Raw genomic sequence first — 15,159 nt, 5'->3', positions numbered from 1 at the left:
CTTGGTTATTAAGCCGATAGAAAACCAGCAGCACTAATTCATAAATTTTCGGAAAAGCCAGATCAGCAGGTTCAGCAAACCGCTGAGGAGTAACATAGTGGTAATCGGGAAGTAGAACCGGAAATTCTCCCTTTCGACGCGAATGTCTCCTGGCAGGCGGCCCAGCCAATGCAGCTTGTCGCTTAGGAAATACACGACAATACCGACCAGCACCACCAGCACGCCAATGATAATGAGATATTTACCTGTTGCCTGAGACATCCTTATCCGATATTACCCAACGCCAGATCGATATGCGCCAGGTGATGCTTTACATGCCATACCGACATCGCCAGCGCCTGCCTCTGATCGAGCCAGAACCCGCGAAGCGGATGGTAATATTTCCGTGCAAGCTGTTCCTCGTTCAACGTCCCGGCGAGGTAGGCATAACGTGCATGAGTTCCTTCCAAAATAGCCAATGATGCCTCGACAGGTGCGTTCAGGGAATCGGGGGTGGCGGCCCAGGCGTTCATATCGACGAGCGTCACCTCGTTGTAATCCGGTTCGGTGATCGCCTTTTTCATGCGCAGGTAATGCACAAACTGCAAGTCGGCCACATGGTGAATGAGCTGCCGGATATTCCAGCTTCCCTCCCGATATGTTTTCAATAAATCATCATCCGAAAGATTCCCGACCCGCTTGCGGTACTCAGCCGGAATTTCGGCGATGGTGCGTATAAATTCGCGGATTTCCGCGTCGGAATAAGTGTCTTTCAACGCAATAGGGCCGATAGGAAAGCGACGATCCATCATACACTCTTCTTTTTGGATTCAACGAAGAGCGCACCGGCGATCAGCCCGACGAGCAGCAATGAGCTTACAAGGTCGATTTTACTACCCGCAGCCACCGAAACCGGTTCGAAGCGGAACTTGATCGTGTGCTTGCCCGCAGGTACGCGCAATGCACGCAGCACGTAATTGGCGCGCAGCATATCCGCCGGTTTGTCGTCGATCGTCACCTGCCATTCGTTGCGGACATTGTAGTAAATCTCTGAAAACACTGCCAGTCCTTCCGCGTTGGCGTTGGTTTCATACACCAGCTCGTTGGGTTTATAGGAAATCAGGCTGATTTTGGCGGTCGAGTCGGCACCGGCTTTAAGGCCTTCCAGTTTGGATGCAAAACGCTGGTCCACCACGGCTTCCGAGCGCAGGTTTACCGTGCGCAAGGCGGCCATTTCGGCATCCGCATTCGGCACGATTTTGAAGGATTTCACGAACCACGCGTGGCCGTAAGCCTGCGGGTTGGGCTGCGCGACCTTGTTACCTTGCTGGTCAGGGGTGATGAAATACTTGGCATTCAGCATATTCAACACTTCCATATTAGGCTTTTCGGTAAAAAACTGATTCTCGAAAAGCTCCTGGTAGCGGCGCATTTTGGCGGCGTGATAACCGCCCAATGATTTATGGAAATAAGATGCCTGTGCACTGTTGAACGGCCCTCCCTGCGAAGCCACATCGTATACCCGGTAATCCGGATCGGTATCGCGGAGGATCTGCTCGTCGGCCGGCGACGGAGTGGTAACCCCTTGGGCCACGTAAGCGCTTACGAAATCATCATTATTGAGGTATCGCTTATCAACCCCGAACAAATCAAAAATAACCAGCACAAGTAATACGGTGTAAAATACCGCCGGTTTCAGCTTATCCTGGGCATAAAACCACACCAATGCGGCGGCCAGCGCAATGAATATCAATCCGCGGATCGCGTCGCCTTTCATGAGGCCTTCGCGGTCCTGGATAACAGTGTTCAGAATCTGCTGACCAAATTCAGGGCTTTGGACTTGTTGTCCATACTGCTGCGCAAGCGCGGCCATCGGATCGTTCGCGCCCTTGAAACTGAAAAACAACCCCGGCAGCAATGCCATCACGAGCATGAGCCCGGCAGTAATGGCTACTGACGTCAGGAAAGGCTTCTGAAATTCTTTGAACGAGATCTTCCGCTGGGCAATCGTCGACAGCGCCAAAACGCCCACCAATACCATCAGCAATTGTGCCAGCGAGATCACCATCGTCATCGCCCGGAATTTGTTGAACATCGGGAAGTAGTCGAAAAACAGGTAGTTGATCCCCGCCAAACTTTTTCCGAGCGCCCAGATCACGTAAAGCACGATCACCCCAGCGGCCCAGTATTTCAATGGATTTTTAACAATGAACAAACCGAGTACAAACAGGAAGAAAACGATCGCACCAATGTAGTTAGGCCCGCCCATGATCGGCTGGTCACCCCAATAGAGCGGGAGTTGCTGGACGATATTCGTGGCCGTGGCGGCATCGATACCGCGGCTGGTCACCAATTTATAGGTCTCCGAAGTATTCGAAAGGGGGCCATAGGAGGCACCTCCATACGCATTCGGGATCACCAATGTGAGCAGCTCTCCCAATCCGTAACTGTATGTAAATGCATATTCTTTGTCGAGGCCGTTGCCCTTTTTAGCAGCGGCATCTTTGCCCGTTGCCGTCAGCTCCGATTTACCGCGGATCGTTTCCTTGGTATAGTCATAGGCGTTCCAAAGCCTTGTCGTGTGCGTACCAACCGCGACAACGGCAGCCAGGGCAAGCCCGCCAAGAATCATCACCAGGTCTTTGGCAAGCCCCTTTTTGATCAGGGTAATGCTTTCCATAATCACCAGGATGATAATGCCGATCCCGAGGTAGTAGGTAATCTGCACGTGGTTGGCATACAACTCAAGCGAAAGGAAAAATGCAGTGAGTGCCGCTCCTACCAGCCAGTTACGACGGAAAGCGAGTATTACACCTGCGAGCACACCCGGAGCATACATGATTGCAATAACCTGCGAAATATGCCCCGCTTCCAGGTTTATGACATTGAAACAGGAGAAGGAGAAAGCCACCGCCCCTATTGCCGCAAGCCATCCGCCTGCCCCGAGTACAAGGAACAGCACATAAGCGCTTACCATGCCGATCAGGAAATAATTAGCCGGTGCAGGCAGCAGCTTGTTCACTCCCTGCCCGATTTTAGTAGGAATACTGGTGGGATAGTCGGCCGAGACGAGGTACGCAGGCATCCCGGCGAACATGCCGTTGGTCCACCACGACCGTTCGCCCGTTTGCTTATGATAATCCATTACCTCCCGCGCACCGCCCAGCGCCTGGATCTCGTCGGTAGCACTGAGTTTCTTGCCTTGCAGCACCGGTGAAACGTAAGCGACGGACAAGATCATAAAACCGATGACAGCTACCAGGTGAGGCCAGAGACGTTGCCAGGAGAACAGATTTTTCATTTTGGTAATATTAAGCTACGGGTTGATTTCGGATGAAAGCGGTACCGCACACGGCCCGCCCTAAATATGACTTTTCAAACAGTAATAGTAGCAACGAACGTCGGTTGAGGGATATTAAATTTCCATTAACCGGCGCAAATATATGAGTATTGGTATATGTTTGAGATGCTAAAAACGAATCTTGTTCCGGCATTTTTTTAACATAATTAAGAATCAAGGCATATATTTTAAGAAAATACCGGATAAATTTGCGGAAATTGTGCCTTTAAGGTTCAATACGGAGCTGTACATAGAAAGATTAGAAGTAACCCGAAATTATTAAATGAAACGAATTGGAGTTTTTACCTCAGGAGGAGATGCCCCTGGTATGAACGCCTGCATCCGGGCGGTAGTACGGGGAGCATGCTACCATGGTATTGAAGTATTTGGAATCAGAAGAGGATATAGCGGAATGATCGCAGGAGATGTCTACAAGATGGAATCTCACTCGGTCAGCAATATAGTTCAAAGGGGAGGTACCATCCTTAAATCAGCGAGAAGCAAGGAATTTATGACTCCCGAAGGCCGCAAGAAGGCATACGACAACTTGCAGGCACTCGGTATCGAAGGACTGATCGCCATTGGCGGTAACGGTACTTTCACCGGCGCGATGATCTTTGGCAACGAGTACGGTATCCCTACCGTAGGTGCTCCCGGAACAATCGACAACGATTTGTACGGAACTGATTACACCATTGGTTTTGATACCGCCGTGAACACCGCATTGGACGCGATCGACCGTATCCGTGATACCGCCAGCTCACACGACCGTATCTTCTTCATCGAAGTAATGGGCCGCGACTCAGGCTATATCGCTATCCAGTCGGGTATTGCAGGCGGTGCGGAGCTTGTAATGGTTCCCGAAGTCCTGACCCCGATCTCGCAGGTTGTAGAAACCCTGAAACAGGGATGGAGCCGTTCAAAATCATCTTCCATCATTATCGTGGCGGAAGGCGACGAAGAAGGCAGCGCGCAGGAAGTAGCCGACAAAATCAAGGTGCAGGTGGATGAGAATGCGGATATCCGTGTAACCACACTGGGCCATACCCAACGCGGAGGAACGCCATCTGCATACGACCGTATCCTGGCAAGCCGCCTTGGATTGGGCGCATTGGAAGGCCTTATTGCAGGACAAAAGAATGTAATGGCCGGCATTATCAACAATGAGCTGGTTTATACGCCTTTCGAAGATACTATCAGACTTCCGAAGCCAATCAACGAGGATTTGTTGAGAATGGTGAAGATCCTGAGTGTATAACACAGGCAGAAATTAGCAGTAACCCACTGCTTTATAGGCTACATACCCTACGAATTCATGCCATAGCATGCAAAAGTAGGCAAAGGCCTCGGGGTCCGGCACCAGTTTATGAATGGAGAGCTGGTTATATCCCCCACGAAAGTCGGCCGGGAAGGGGTCTGTTTGGATCCCCACTTTTTCGAAACACCCGGCCGACCGGCGCATGTGAAATGCGGAGGTAATCAGCAGGTATTTTCCGGAAGGGAACATTTTATTCAGGATCCGGCCCGAGTACACGGCATTCTCATGTGTGTTGCGTGCTTTTTCCTCGAACAGAATGTCCTTTGCCGGCACGCCCCAACTCGCCAATAACGTGGCCGCCTGACGCGTTTCGCCAAGCTTACGGGACATCAATTCTTCCCCGCTGATCCCCGTGATCAATATTTTTCTGATTTTACCGTGCTTGTAGAGCAGATATGCTTGCAGGACCCTGTCGCCATGGCTGCCCATTGCCGGATGATCCTGCCTGGGTGTCGTCATCGTAATCAACCCGCCGGAAAGCAGGATACCGACGTCGTATGTTTTCCTTACCTCGACCAGATTCACAAACTTGGGCTCCCATGCATTGATCGCTTTTGTAACCAGGTAGGAGTTGGATGCCAGCGCAAATGCCACAATTATAAAACCTAGCGCCAGCTTCCTGCGGTAGTTGCTTTTGGTCAAAAATGAGTAGATAAGTATAAAAAACACAATGCTGAGCGGCATTATGAGAAAGTCGATCGCTTTGGAGAGAAAATAAAACATTTGAATAAGAACCCTGCTGATGTTAGCGTTTTGAAGTTAATTTTACAGACTTCAAACTTTGAAATAATCCAATAAACTGCTTTAAAGCAAACTTTCCATAGCCTGATGAGAGATTATACCCGCACTTACCTTTTGCTGCTGCTGGCCGCTTTCGGCTTTTTTTCCTCCGCTTATTCCCAGGGCTACCGCATCGAGGCCACCATTAAGGGATTCCGCGATTCGTCATTCGTGATCGGGCATTACAATCGGAATGCCACGCAATTTGTCCCGAAAGATACAGCCAAGGCAGATGCCAACGGAAAGATTGTATTCGAAGGCAAAACTGCACTTCCGGGCGGTCTCTACGTGATCCTCTTCCCCGGCAACCAGAAAATGATCGAGCTGATCTATTCCGGTAAGGAAAACAACATCGCCCTCGAAGCCGACTCTGCCGATGTGAACACCTCCATCCAAATCACCGGCTCCAAAGAAAACGAGCTTTTCTACAATTATCGAAAAGAATTAGCCAAAGGCAGCAAGGAGATCGAGGCACTTAGCAAGCAGACGACACCGGAGGCACAGGCACGTATCCGGACTATTCAGGACGGATTTGGCACCTATCGCAAGAAGCTGCTGTCAGAAAACGCGGGAACCTTCACATCGCAGCTGCTCAAAATGTCGGCGGATCCAGAAATCCCCGCAGCACCGAAACTAGCCAACGGCAAAACCGACTCGATGTGGGTTTTCAACTATTATAAGGCGCATTACTGGGACGCATTCGATTTCTCCGACCCACGGATCGTCAATACGCCCTTTTTCGAACCTAAAATAGAACGGTATTTCAAAAATCTGGTCGTCCAGGTCCCCGATTCGATTATCAAAGACGCTGATCTGATCGTGAAGAAGGTTTCGCCGAACAAGGACCTGAAAGCATGGACGGTATTTTACATTACGAATCAATACGAAAATCCCAAAACCGTTGGAACGGAGGCCGTTTGGGTGTATATGGCCAACAAATATTACCTTTCCGGCGAGATGGGCGTTTCGGAAGATGTGAAAAAACGCATTGCCGAAAAAGTCGCAACGATGAAGGATCTGCTGGTGAATAAGACTTTCCCGGCCCTCACGCTGACCGACCCTGCCGGTAAAAAAGTAAGTGTTCAGACCATCGACGCCAATTACACCGTGCTCTTCTTCTTCGCCCCTACCTGCGGACATTGCAAGGAAGCTTCTCCGGTGCTGAAAGCGTTTTACGAGAAAAACAAAGCCAACGGTATCAAGGTAATGGCCATCTCGACCGAGCATAATATCGAGGAATGGAAGTCCTTCGTGAAAACTTATCACCTGGAAGAACTGATCAATGGCTACGATGCATTGAACCAGATTGATTTCAACCGGAAGTTCGACGTGGTAACGACGCCAACGATTTATGTTCTGGACAAAAACAAAAAGATCATCGCCCGCAAAATGCCTGTCGAGCAATTGGAGGACTTTTTGAATTACTACCAAAACAAAATGGCCAGAAAACTCTGACCATCTCGTTAAGCTCCGATTTTAAATTACTCAGAGGAATGCTACGCAAATGGGCAACTTCACGCCAATGCTTTCGTGCTTGAACGTGAACTTGCCCGTTGCTGCATCTATATCATACACGACCAGGTTATCCGACGCCTGATTGGCCACAATCAGATACTTGCCTGTCGGATCAATATTGAAATCACGCGGCGTAGCGATGGATTTCGTCTGCTGATCTACCATTTCCAGCTCCCCATTGCCGAGTATTTTGAATGCGGTGATCGAGTTATGGCCGCGATTGGAAACGTAGACAAACTTCCCGTTCGGGTGCAAATGCACGGCAGCGCTCGTATTTGAGGGGCCCGAATAATCCGCAGGGATCGTAGGATATGTTTTGATAGCCGTAATCACCCCTTTTTTATCGATCGAGCAGGACGTTACGGTAGCGTCGAGTTCATTGAGCAGAAACAATCGCTTGCCCGAAGGATGAATGACCAAATGGCGCGGCCCTGCACCCGGTTTGCCTGAGGAAAATGGTTGTGCGGCGTTGGGCGTCAATTTTCCGGCATTGGCATCGATGCTGTAATTCATCACTTTATCACTTCCCAAATCGGTTACATATACGTATTTTCCATCCGGGCTCGCCGTCGCGAAATGCGCGTGCGCCTTCTCCTGGCGTTTGGCATTCGGGCCTGTGCCGGTATATTGCTCTTTATAGACAGGCGCACTCAGTTTTCCATCCTCGCTAATGTTGTAAGCCGAAAAACTCCCGCCGCCATAGTTTGACACAAAAGCCATCTTGCCCGCCGGATGCACCGACACGTGGCACGGCCCCATGCCTTCCGATGATTGGCTATTCAAAAATGTAAGCTTGCGGTCGGCGCCGATGGCATAGGCAGATACCTTATTGTCCGACCCGATCGCGTAAAGGTTCCGCTTGTTGGGTGAAATGGCTACATAGCCCGGTGCAACAGATTTGTTGATGGTGTCGATAAGCGTAATCTGGCCCGAAGCAAGGTTTAGTTCGCAGCGGGTGATGGAAGAATTCGCCCCCTTATCCTGCGTACCTACGTAAAAAGTAATGTTTCTGTCCTGTGCGAGGGCTTTGAGGCCCGCCGAAAGTAATATAACGGATAACAGCAGTTTTTTCATCGTTTGCGTTTTAAATGAATCCCTTCAATGTTTGGGAAAGGGTGACAAAAGGCATTTTTAATGTTACTTTGCCGGATAAGTATCATTAAAATCAAACCAGAAACCCATGAGCACGATTACCTGGCAGGAATTTGAGCAGGTCGACCTGCGCGCCGGAACGATCATTCAGGTCGACGATTTCCCGAAAGCGAGAAAGCCGGCTTACAAGCTCCTCATTGACCTCGGTCCTGAAATTGGTATCAAACCCAGCTCCGCCCAAATCACGAAACGGTACGCCAAAGAGCAATTAATAGGCAAACAGGTACTTTGCGTGGTCAATTTTCCTCCAAAGCAAATCGCCGATTTCCGCTCCGAAGTCCTCACGACAGGCTACGTGTTACCCGACGGCGAAGTCATTCTGACAAGCCCCGATTTCCCCGTTCCAAACGGCACACGCCTCGCATAGCGGCTCGTTTCCATGAATGTTGTAAACCGCAGCCAGAATTGTGTAATGCTGCCGGCAGAGTTGGATTTTACTTTTGTATACCAATTCTGAAAGACTATGGAAACGACAATTGATATAAAAAAAGTGACACTCCCGGTCACCGGTATGTCTTGTGCGGCATGTGCGGTGAGCGTGGAATCCATGCTGGGTCACACGAAAGGGATCACGAATGCCGCGGTGAACTATGCCAACCAGTCGGTGTCGGTATCGTATGATCCCGACCTCGTCGATCTCCCCGATATGGACCGTGTGCTGCAAAGCATCGGTTACGGGCTCATTATTGAAGACAATGAGGAAGACGCTCTCGCGGAACAGGAGAAAATCCAGCAGGAGCATTACCAGAACCTGAAAAACAAGGCCATTTATACCGGCATACTTACGGCACCGGTGGTGGTACTGGGCATGTTTCTCATGGATTGGGAATATGCGAACTACATCATGCTTGCCCTGACGATCCCCGTCCTGTTCATCTTCGGGAGAGATTTCTTCGTGAACGCCTGGAAGCAGGCGCAACATGGCAAAGCCAATATGGATACGCTTGTAGCGCTCAGTACCGGGGTAGCATTTCTTTTCAGCACATTCAATACATTTTTTCCTGCGTTCTGGCATGCACGCGGGCTGCATCCGCATGTGTATTTCGAGGCCGCGGCCGTCATTATCTTCTTCATTTTGCTGGGTAAACTGATGGAGGAACGCGCCAAATCGAATACTTCCGATGCATTAAAGAAGCTCATCGGCTTGCAGCCCAAGACCGTGAGAGTGTACCGCGACGGCACGGAAATTGAAATACCCGCGCGCGAGGTAATCCTGGGCGACGAGGTTGTTATCCGATCCGGCGAAAAAATCCCCGTCGACGGTAAGGTTTCCAGCGGCAACTCGTTCGTTGACGAGAGCCTCATGACCGGCGAACCGATCCCGGCCGAAAAGAAACCCGGCGACAACGTTTTTGCAGGAACACTCAACCAAACCGGCAGCTTCACATTCATTGCCGAAAAAGTGGGCAAACAAACGGTTCTGGCACAGATTATCAAAACCGTTCAGGCCGCGCAGGGCAGCAAAGCGCCCGTTCAGCGCCTTGCCGACCGCATTGCCGGGATATTCGTGCCCGTCGTGATCGGTATCGCCATCCTCACCTTCATCGTGTGGATGCTGCTGGGAGGGGAAAATGCAATTACACAGGCCATGCTTACGGCGGTTTCCGTGCTTGTGATAGCCTGCCCATGTGCGCTCGGTCTCGCTACACCGACGGCTATGATGGTAGGGGTTGGCAAAGGTGCTGAAAACAATATCCTGATCCGCGACGCCGAAAGTCTGGAAAAAGCCTACAAAGTAGACGCGGTAATTCTCGATAAAACAGGTACACTCACTGAGGGCCGTCCTCAGGTAACCGATTGGCAGTGGGTAAGCTCGCTCGAAAACGAGGGCACACACCTCTCAGCAGTAAAAGCACTTGAAGCGCGCTCCGAACACCCGCTCGCGCAAGCTATCGTGCAATACATTGCAAACGACGCAAAAATCGATGTCTCCGACTTTCAATCCCTGACCGGCAGCGGAATACGGGGCACCGCAGGCGGGAGCGAATACATGATCGGCACTTTGAAATTTCTTGCAAAAGAAGGCGTTCGCATTGCCTCCGAGCTTCAACCTGCCTATGAAGTACTCACAGCACAGGCCAAAACCGTGATCGGAATCGCGATCGACGGCCAGCACGCAGGGCTAGTCGCCATTGCCGACCAATTGAAGCCGACTTCCCGCGAAGCAGTTGAAAAACTGCATGCGCAGGGCATCGAAGTGCATATGCTCACAGGTGACAATGCACAGACGGCAGCAGCCGTTGCGGCGCAGGTCGGGATCGACAGCTATCTGGCGGAAGTAAAGCCGGACGATAAAATGCAATTTGTCAAAAAGTTGCAAGCCCAGGGTAAAACCGTAGCAATGGTCGGAGACGGCATCAACGACTCGCAAGCTCTTGCGCAAGCGGACGTAAGCGTAGCCATGGGCAAAGGCTCCGACATCGCCATGGACGTAGCCAAAATGACCCTGATTACGTCGGACCTGCTGGCATTACCCAAAGCCCTGCGGCTATCTCACAAGACGGTGGTAACGATCAAACAAAACCTCTTCTGGGCATTCGTTTACAATGTGATAGGCATTCCCATCGCCGCCGGCGTCCTCTACCCTATCAATGGTTTCCTCCTCGATCCGATGATCGCCGGCGGAGCCATGGCCCTGAGTTCGGTTTCCGTTGTGATGAATAGTCTGCGGCTGAAAGGCGCTCGGCTGTAAAAACGCACCTGATTTGATAAAATCCCAATTGTGCAAAAAATGCACAATTGGGATTTCTCCGAAATTCGAATAATTAAACTAATTATTTTGATTAATCAGGCTTACCACCACTTTTACCATCATGTCTTTCTCCGCAGGGCTGCTTTCCGCGATCATCAGCGTAAGCGCCACCAATGCATTATCCGCGAGCCGCTTTGAACCGTCCGGTTTGTACAGAATACTGTTTCTTTCGAGAAACCACACAAAAATCAAAGCCGCAATTCTTTTATTTCCATCAGTAAATGAGTGGTTTTTGATGATAAAATAGAGTAAGTGTGCGGCCTTTTCTTCGATGCTTGGATACAGTTCCACGCCATCAAAAGTCTGGTAGATTGTATTAATTGAACTTTTGAATGAGTCGTCCTTTTCATTGCCGAAAAAACAGTGGCTTTCAAACTTGCTCCGCAAGCCTTGGATAGCCGAAATAGCCTCGTCATAAGTGATTACATAGAGTTGCTTGTCAGATACACGTTCAATCTCTAATGCCTGCTGATCGTATTTGTCAAGTATATCAAGTGCATAGGCATAGTCCGAAACCACTTGAATAAGCCCTGTCGCTTCACCTGCCGTCAGTTCTTTGTTATGTATGACATTCGCAAGTAACGCGACTGTTTTCTTCAAACTTTCCAACTGGCTCAACTTCAATTTTTCCTGTGTGGCAAAACCTTTGATGAGGTATTCCTTCAATATCCGGTTAGCCCAAATCCGGAACTGTGTTCCTTGCCTCGACTTGACGCGATACCCTACTGAAATGATCATATCCAGGCTGTAAAATGTAACTGGCTTGTCAGAAAAAGGAATGTGCATTTTTTGCACATTCCTTTTTTCGTCGAGTTCCTGCTCTTTGAAAACATTTGAAACGTGCTTCGAAATCACCGACCGTTCCTTTCCGAACAGCTCGGCCATCTGGGCCTGCGTAAGCCAGACCGTTTCATTTTGAAGTTGTACTTGAATGGCCAGTTGTCCTTCCTCTGACTCATAGAGAAGAATTTCACCAAGCGGTGCGGGAGTCGTTGCATTCATAGTGGTATCAATGGTTAAGTTTCACCATTGATACGCTGGCGCGCACGGCTGGTAACAGCTTGTAGAAGTCGCCGAACTCAACCCAAAAACTCTGTAATACCTCCCCACAATTCTGTAACAAGCCTCAGGCGAGCGGTGCCGATATTTGTAAAACAATTTAACACATAACCATCCCGCGGGAAACGGGAGATTTTAGTAACCATGGAAACCTTGCAATTCAAAACCAATATCAAATGCGGCGGATGTGTCGCTGGTGTTACACCCTTCCTGAATGGAGATGAAAATGTTGAAACCTGGACGGTCGATCTGGAAAGTCCGGACCGTGTGCTCAAAGTCGAAACGAGCCATTCACCGGAAGAAATTCAGGAGTTGATCAAAAAGGCCGGGTATGTAGCCGAAGAAATCGCCTGATAATTAGTATTTTTGGCCCGGAATATGCATTTCGGGCCAACTCAATCGCCTGAAACCTTTGCCAAGCATTCAAATGAAAAACAAACTGCATCAATCGATCACCATCCTGATGGCCTTCCTGGTTCTGCTGAGCAGCACTGGATTTGTGCTTACGGAGCGCCAATGTGCGGTGATGGGAGGCAAATCGGTGCAGCTCATAGGCAAGTCCAAATCAGATTCCTCCAAGCCGAAAGTCGCTTCTCCATGCTGTGCCAAACGCGCGGCATTAAAAATGACCAAGGGCACATTCTTCGAAAAAGCCGCTTGCTGCAAGGAAAGCAAGAAGCTCGAAAAACTGGAAGTTGCGTCGGTTGACTCACAACTGCTGGCAAAACTCCTTAAGTCCGTCGCAGCGGGCATCACCTGGTCGGTTACACGTTACCAGTTTATCCAGGCCGAGTGGACCCTCCCTGCGCCCTTATTTTCCTCCGACATCTCCTTCACCTCCCGCCTACATGGGAGAAGTATGCTCGCATTTATCCAGTCGTTTCTGATTTGATATCATTGAATAACAGCTATTTAATGCTGAACCGCCGCATTCTTGCCGACGGATTGAGCAATGAGTCTTTTATTCCAATGAATCTATGCAATCATGAACAAATACCTTCTGGGGGGATTATTTCTACTGATATCCTTCTCCATTTACGCGCAACGTATAACCGGATCGGTCAACGAACAGGAACCGCAAACTAAAAACCTGAAACCCATCACCGGTGCCAATGTGTACTGGTCCGGAACCACGCAGGCTACCGCTACCGACGAAAACGGGCGGTTCAGCATTCCTAGGTCGGCACAGTCGGCGCTACTCGTTGTCAGCTTCGTCGGCTTTCGTAACGACACCATCAAAATCGGGCAGGAAAGCGACTTGCAGGTTGTACTGCAAAGCGATCAGACGCTTGACGAAGTGACGATCCGCGCAGGAAATACGTCTATTGACAGACTCTCTCCACATCAGACGGAAATCATCACCACCCGCGCGCTGGCCAAAGCAGCTTGCTGCAACCTTTCTGAAAGTTTCGAAACCAATGCGTCCGTTTCAGTCTCATACAGCGATGCGGTGACGGGCTCCAAGCAAATCCAGATGCTCGGCCTGAATGGTACTTACATTCAGACCAACGTCGAGAATATCCCCTCCATTCGCGGGTTGGCATCTACATTCGGGCTCAATTTTGTTCCCGGGACGTGGATCCAGTCGATAGACGTCGGTAAAGGTGCCGGTTCGGTTGTGAACGGCTACGAATCCATGACGGGCCAGATCAATGTCGAACTTCAAAAGCCGGATACAGAGGAGAAATTGTACCTGAATACCTACGTCAACAATTTCGGCCGTGGGGAAGTGAACCTGAATCTCGCACACCAGCTGAACAAAAAATGGAGCACCGGGCTACTTACACACGGTAGCGCATTGCGCAACCGCGTCGACAAGAACGGCGACGGCTTTCTCGACCTGCCGCTTTACACCCAATACAATGCCGTGAACCGCTGGAAATACCAGGGCGACAAACTAATGGCCCAATTTGGTGTAAAAGCACTTTACGAGGATCGCCTGGGCGGCCAGAAAAATTTCGAACGCGCCATGAAAGGCACCACAGAAGCCTATGGTTTCGGGGCAAAAGTGAACCGGTATGAGTTTTTCTCCAAGATTGCGCGGTTGTTCCCCGAGCAGCCCTACAAAGGCCTGGGTTTGATCCTGAATGCATCGATACACGATTCCAAATCCTATTTTGGGGTGAATAACTATGACGGAACGCAAAAAACGCTTTACGGAAACCTGATTTACCAATCGATCATCGGCAACACCAACCATTCCTATAAAGCCGGTATCAGCTACATGCTTGATAACTATGATGAGCTTTATAAGGATATTCGCCTGAAACGAAATGAGTCAGTACCGGGAGCATTCTTTGAATACACCTATAATCACCTCGACAAATTTGTGATGGTAGCCGGCGGACGTGTGGATTTCCACAATCTTTACGGCACGCAATGGACACCTCGTCTGCATTTGAAATACAACCTTACCGACCAAACCACGCTGCGTGCATCCGCAGGCCGCGGATTCCGGGTCTCCAATCCGCTGGCCGAATACTATGGTAATCTGGTGAGCTCGCGCAATGTAATTTTCCGCGAAGCCATCCGCCCCGAAGTGTCCTGGAACTACGGCGCCAGCGTTACCCAGGAGTTTAAGATCGGCGAAATGGGCGGTAATTTCATCCTGGATTTCTACCGGACGGATTTCGAAAACCAACTCGTGGCAGATATGGAAGATCCTCGTTACATTCGCTTCTATAACCTCGAAGGAAAGGCCTATGCCAACAGTTTCCAGGCGGAGGCGAACCTGACGCCCATCAAAAGGCTTGAACTGAAACTCGCTTACCGGCTCTTCGACGTGAAACAGTCTATTCGTAACGTATATGACGAGAATACTTTGCAACCGAGAATGATGGTGAGCCGCGACAGGGTACTTTTTAACGCAGGATATGCCTTACCTTACGACAAATGGAAGTTCGATGCTACGGTGCAATGGAATGGCAAAAAACGGATCCCGTACATGGGCCACGTTCCCGACCACCACGTTCCGACGGACCTGAACTCGACCTGGGCACCGTCATTTTATAACCTGAATGCGCAGATTACGCGCACATTCCCCAAATGGGATATTTACCTCGGCGGCGAAAACCTGGCTAATTTCCGCCAGAAGGACCCGATAATGGGTGCCAGCGAGCCATTCGGGCAGCATTTCGATGCGGGAATGGCCTGGGGGCCGGTGGTAGGACGAATGATTTACGCCGGAATGCGTTATAAGATTGTCAGATAATTTTGGGTAGCCCGAGTAGGGAAAAAGGAGGAAAGGGACAAGGGAGGAAAGAA

Annotated in this window: 13 protein-coding genes; 7 read left to right on the top strand and 6 right to left on the bottom strand. The window is 50.0% G+C overall.

Annotated elements, in window-relative coordinates:
- Positions 1-33: 33 nt before the first annotated feature.
- From CLV60_RS22550 to CLV60_RS22540, 3 genes are read right to left on the bottom strand one after another with little or no spacing between them, the layout of a single operon-like run.
- A complete protein-coding gene (locus CLV60_RS22550) occupies positions 34-261 on the bottom strand; it encodes a DUF2905 domain-containing protein (protein WP_106597643.1) in 228 nt (75 codons plus the stop codon).
- Positions 262-263: 2 nt separating this feature from the next.
- The gene (locus CLV60_RS22545; protein WP_106597642.1) at positions 264-791 is read right to left on the bottom strand and encodes a YfiT family bacillithiol transferase; all 528 of its coding nucleotides are present in this window, start codon (positions 789-791) and stop codon (positions 264-266) included.
- The gene (locus CLV60_RS22540; RefSeq protein ID WP_106597641.1) at positions 788-3,280 is read right to left on the bottom strand and encodes a hypothetical protein; all 2,493 of its coding nucleotides are present in this window, start codon (positions 3,278-3,280) and stop codon (positions 788-790) included. The genes CLV60_RS22545 and CLV60_RS22540 overlap by 4 nt, the downstream gene beginning before the upstream one ends.
- A 322-nt stretch (positions 3,281-3,602) precedes the next feature.
- Between CLV60_RS22540 and pfkA the strand changes: the two genes are divergently transcribed.
- Positions 3,603-4,577 (top strand): 6-phosphofructokinase, encoded by a 975-nt coding sequence (gene pfkA, locus CLV60_RS22535; protein WP_106597640.1) that lies wholly within the window; start codon positions 3,603-3,605, stop codon positions 4,575-4,577.
- Between the two features lie 12 nt (positions 4,578-4,589).
- Here the strand turns inward: pfkA and CLV60_RS22530 are convergent, their stop codons facing one another.
- Positions 4,590-5,360 (bottom strand): YdcF family protein, encoded by a 771-nt coding sequence (locus CLV60_RS22530; RefSeq protein WP_106597639.1) that lies wholly within the window; start codon positions 5,358-5,360, stop codon positions 4,590-4,592.
- Positions 5,361-5,465: 105 nt separating this feature from the next.
- Between CLV60_RS22530 and CLV60_RS22525 the strand changes: the two genes are divergently transcribed.
- Positions 5,466-6,872 carry a TlpA family protein disulfide reductase gene (locus CLV60_RS22525; protein WP_106597638.1) on the top strand — a complete coding sequence of 469 codons (1,407 nt, stop codon included), beginning with the start codon at positions 5,466-5,468 and terminating at the stop codon, positions 6,870-6,872.
- A 30-nt stretch (positions 6,873-6,902) separates the two neighbouring features.
- Here CLV60_RS22525 and CLV60_RS22520 read toward each other — a convergent pair whose 3' ends face one another.
- Positions 6,903-8,006, bottom strand: a complete 1,104-nt coding sequence (locus CLV60_RS22520; protein WP_106597637.1) for a lactonase family protein — start codon at positions 8,004-8,006, stop codon at positions 6,903-6,905.
- Between the two features lie 106 nt (positions 8,007-8,112).
- Between CLV60_RS22520 and CLV60_RS22515 the strand changes: the two genes are divergently transcribed.
- Both CLV60_RS22515 and CLV60_RS22510 read left to right on the top strand, forming a co-directional pair.
- Positions 8,113-8,451 carry a tRNA-binding protein gene (locus CLV60_RS22515; protein WP_106597636.1) on the top strand — a complete coding sequence of 113 codons (339 nt, stop codon included), beginning with the start codon at positions 8,113-8,115 and terminating at the stop codon, positions 8,449-8,451.
- 96 nt (positions 8,452-8,547) lie between these two features.
- On the top strand, positions 8,548-10,776 hold the full coding sequence (locus CLV60_RS22510; protein ID WP_106597635.1) for a heavy metal translocating P-type ATPase: 2,229 nt from the start codon (positions 8,548-8,550) through the stop codon (positions 10,774-10,776).
- A 78-nt stretch (positions 10,777-10,854) separates the two neighbouring features.
- Here the strand turns inward: CLV60_RS22510 and CLV60_RS22505 are convergent, their stop codons facing one another.
- Positions 10,855-11,838, bottom strand: coding sequence for a virulence RhuM family protein/type II toxin-antitoxin system death-on-curing family toxin (locus CLV60_RS22505; protein ID WP_106597634.1), 984 nt, complete (start codon positions 11,836-11,838; stop codon positions 10,855-10,857).
- A gap of 201 nt (positions 11,839-12,039) precedes the next feature.
- On the opposite strand from CLV60_RS22505, the gene CLV60_RS22500 reads away from it, so the two are divergent.
- The 3 genes from CLV60_RS22500 (at position 12,040) to CLV60_RS22490 (ending at position 15,106) form a co-directional block, all read left to right on the top strand.
- Positions 12,040-12,249, top strand: coding sequence for a heavy-metal-associated domain-containing protein (locus tag CLV60_RS22500; RefSeq protein WP_106597633.1), 210 nt, complete (start codon positions 12,040-12,042; stop codon positions 12,247-12,249).
- A 73-nt stretch (positions 12,250-12,322) separates the two neighbouring features.
- Positions 12,323-12,787, top strand: coding sequence for a hypothetical protein (locus CLV60_RS22495; RefSeq protein WP_106597632.1), 465 nt, complete (start codon positions 12,323-12,325; stop codon positions 12,785-12,787).
- A gap of 93 nt (positions 12,788-12,880) precedes the next feature.
- A complete protein-coding gene (locus tag CLV60_RS22490) occupies positions 12,881-15,106 on the top strand; it encodes a TonB-dependent receptor (RefSeq protein ID WP_106597631.1) in 2,226 nt (741 codons plus the stop codon).
- Positions 15,107-15,159: the final 53 nt, after the last annotated feature.

Source organism: Dyadobacter jiangsuensis (genome assembly GCF_003014695.1).
Lineage (GTDB): Bacteria > Bacteroidota > Bacteroidia > Cytophagales > Spirosomataceae > Dyadobacter > Dyadobacter jiangsuensis.
The sequence above is the reverse complement of the archived record's forward strand: the minus strand, read 5'-3'. Positions and strand labels throughout refer to the sequence as shown.

Bases quoted from the DNA above. Each gene is read 5' to 3' on its own strand.
- CLV60_RS22550 (WP_106597643.1), bottom strand. From the start codon at position 261: ATGTCTCAGGCAACAGGTAAATATCTCATTATCATTGGCGTGCTGGTG.
- CLV60_RS22545 (WP_106597642.1), bottom strand. From the start codon at position 791: ATGATGGATCGTCGCTTTCCTATCGGCCCTATTGCGTTGAAAGACACT.
- CLV60_RS22540 (WP_106597641.1), bottom strand. From the start codon at position 3,280: ATGAAAAATCTGTTCTCCTGGCAACGTCTCTGGCCTCACCTGGTAGCT.
- pfkA (WP_106597640.1), top strand. From the start codon at position 3,603: ATGAAACGAATTGGAGTTTTTACCTCAGGAGGAGATGCCCCTGGTATG.
- CLV60_RS22530 (WP_106597639.1), bottom strand. From the start codon at position 5,360: ATGTTTTATTTTCTCTCCAAAGCGATCGACTTTCTCATAATGCCGCTC.
- CLV60_RS22525 (WP_106597638.1), top strand. From the start codon at position 5,466: ATGAGAGATTATACCCGCACTTACCTTTTGCTGCTGCTGGCCGCTTTC.
- CLV60_RS22520 (WP_106597637.1), bottom strand. From the start codon at position 8,006: ATGAAAAAACTGCTGTTATCCGTTATATTACTTTCGGCGGGCCTCAAA.
- CLV60_RS22515 (WP_106597636.1), top strand. From the start codon at position 8,113: ATGAGCACGATTACCTGGCAGGAATTTGAGCAGGTCGACCTGCGCGCC.
- CLV60_RS22510 (WP_106597635.1), top strand. From the start codon at position 8,548: ATGGAAACGACAATTGATATAAAAAAAGTGACACTCCCGGTCACCGGT.
- CLV60_RS22505 (WP_106597634.1), bottom strand. From the start codon at position 11,838: ATGAATGCAACGACTCCCGCACCGCTTGGTGAAATTCTTCTCTATGAG.
- CLV60_RS22500 (WP_106597633.1), top strand. From the start codon at position 12,040: ATGGAAACCTTGCAATTCAAAACCAATATCAAATGCGGCGGATGTGTC.
- CLV60_RS22495 (WP_106597632.1), top strand. From the start codon at position 12,323: ATGAAAAACAAACTGCATCAATCGATCACCATCCTGATGGCCTTCCTG.
- CLV60_RS22490 (WP_106597631.1), top strand. From the start codon at position 12,881: ATGAACAAATACCTTCTGGGGGGATTATTTCTACTGATATCCTTCTCC.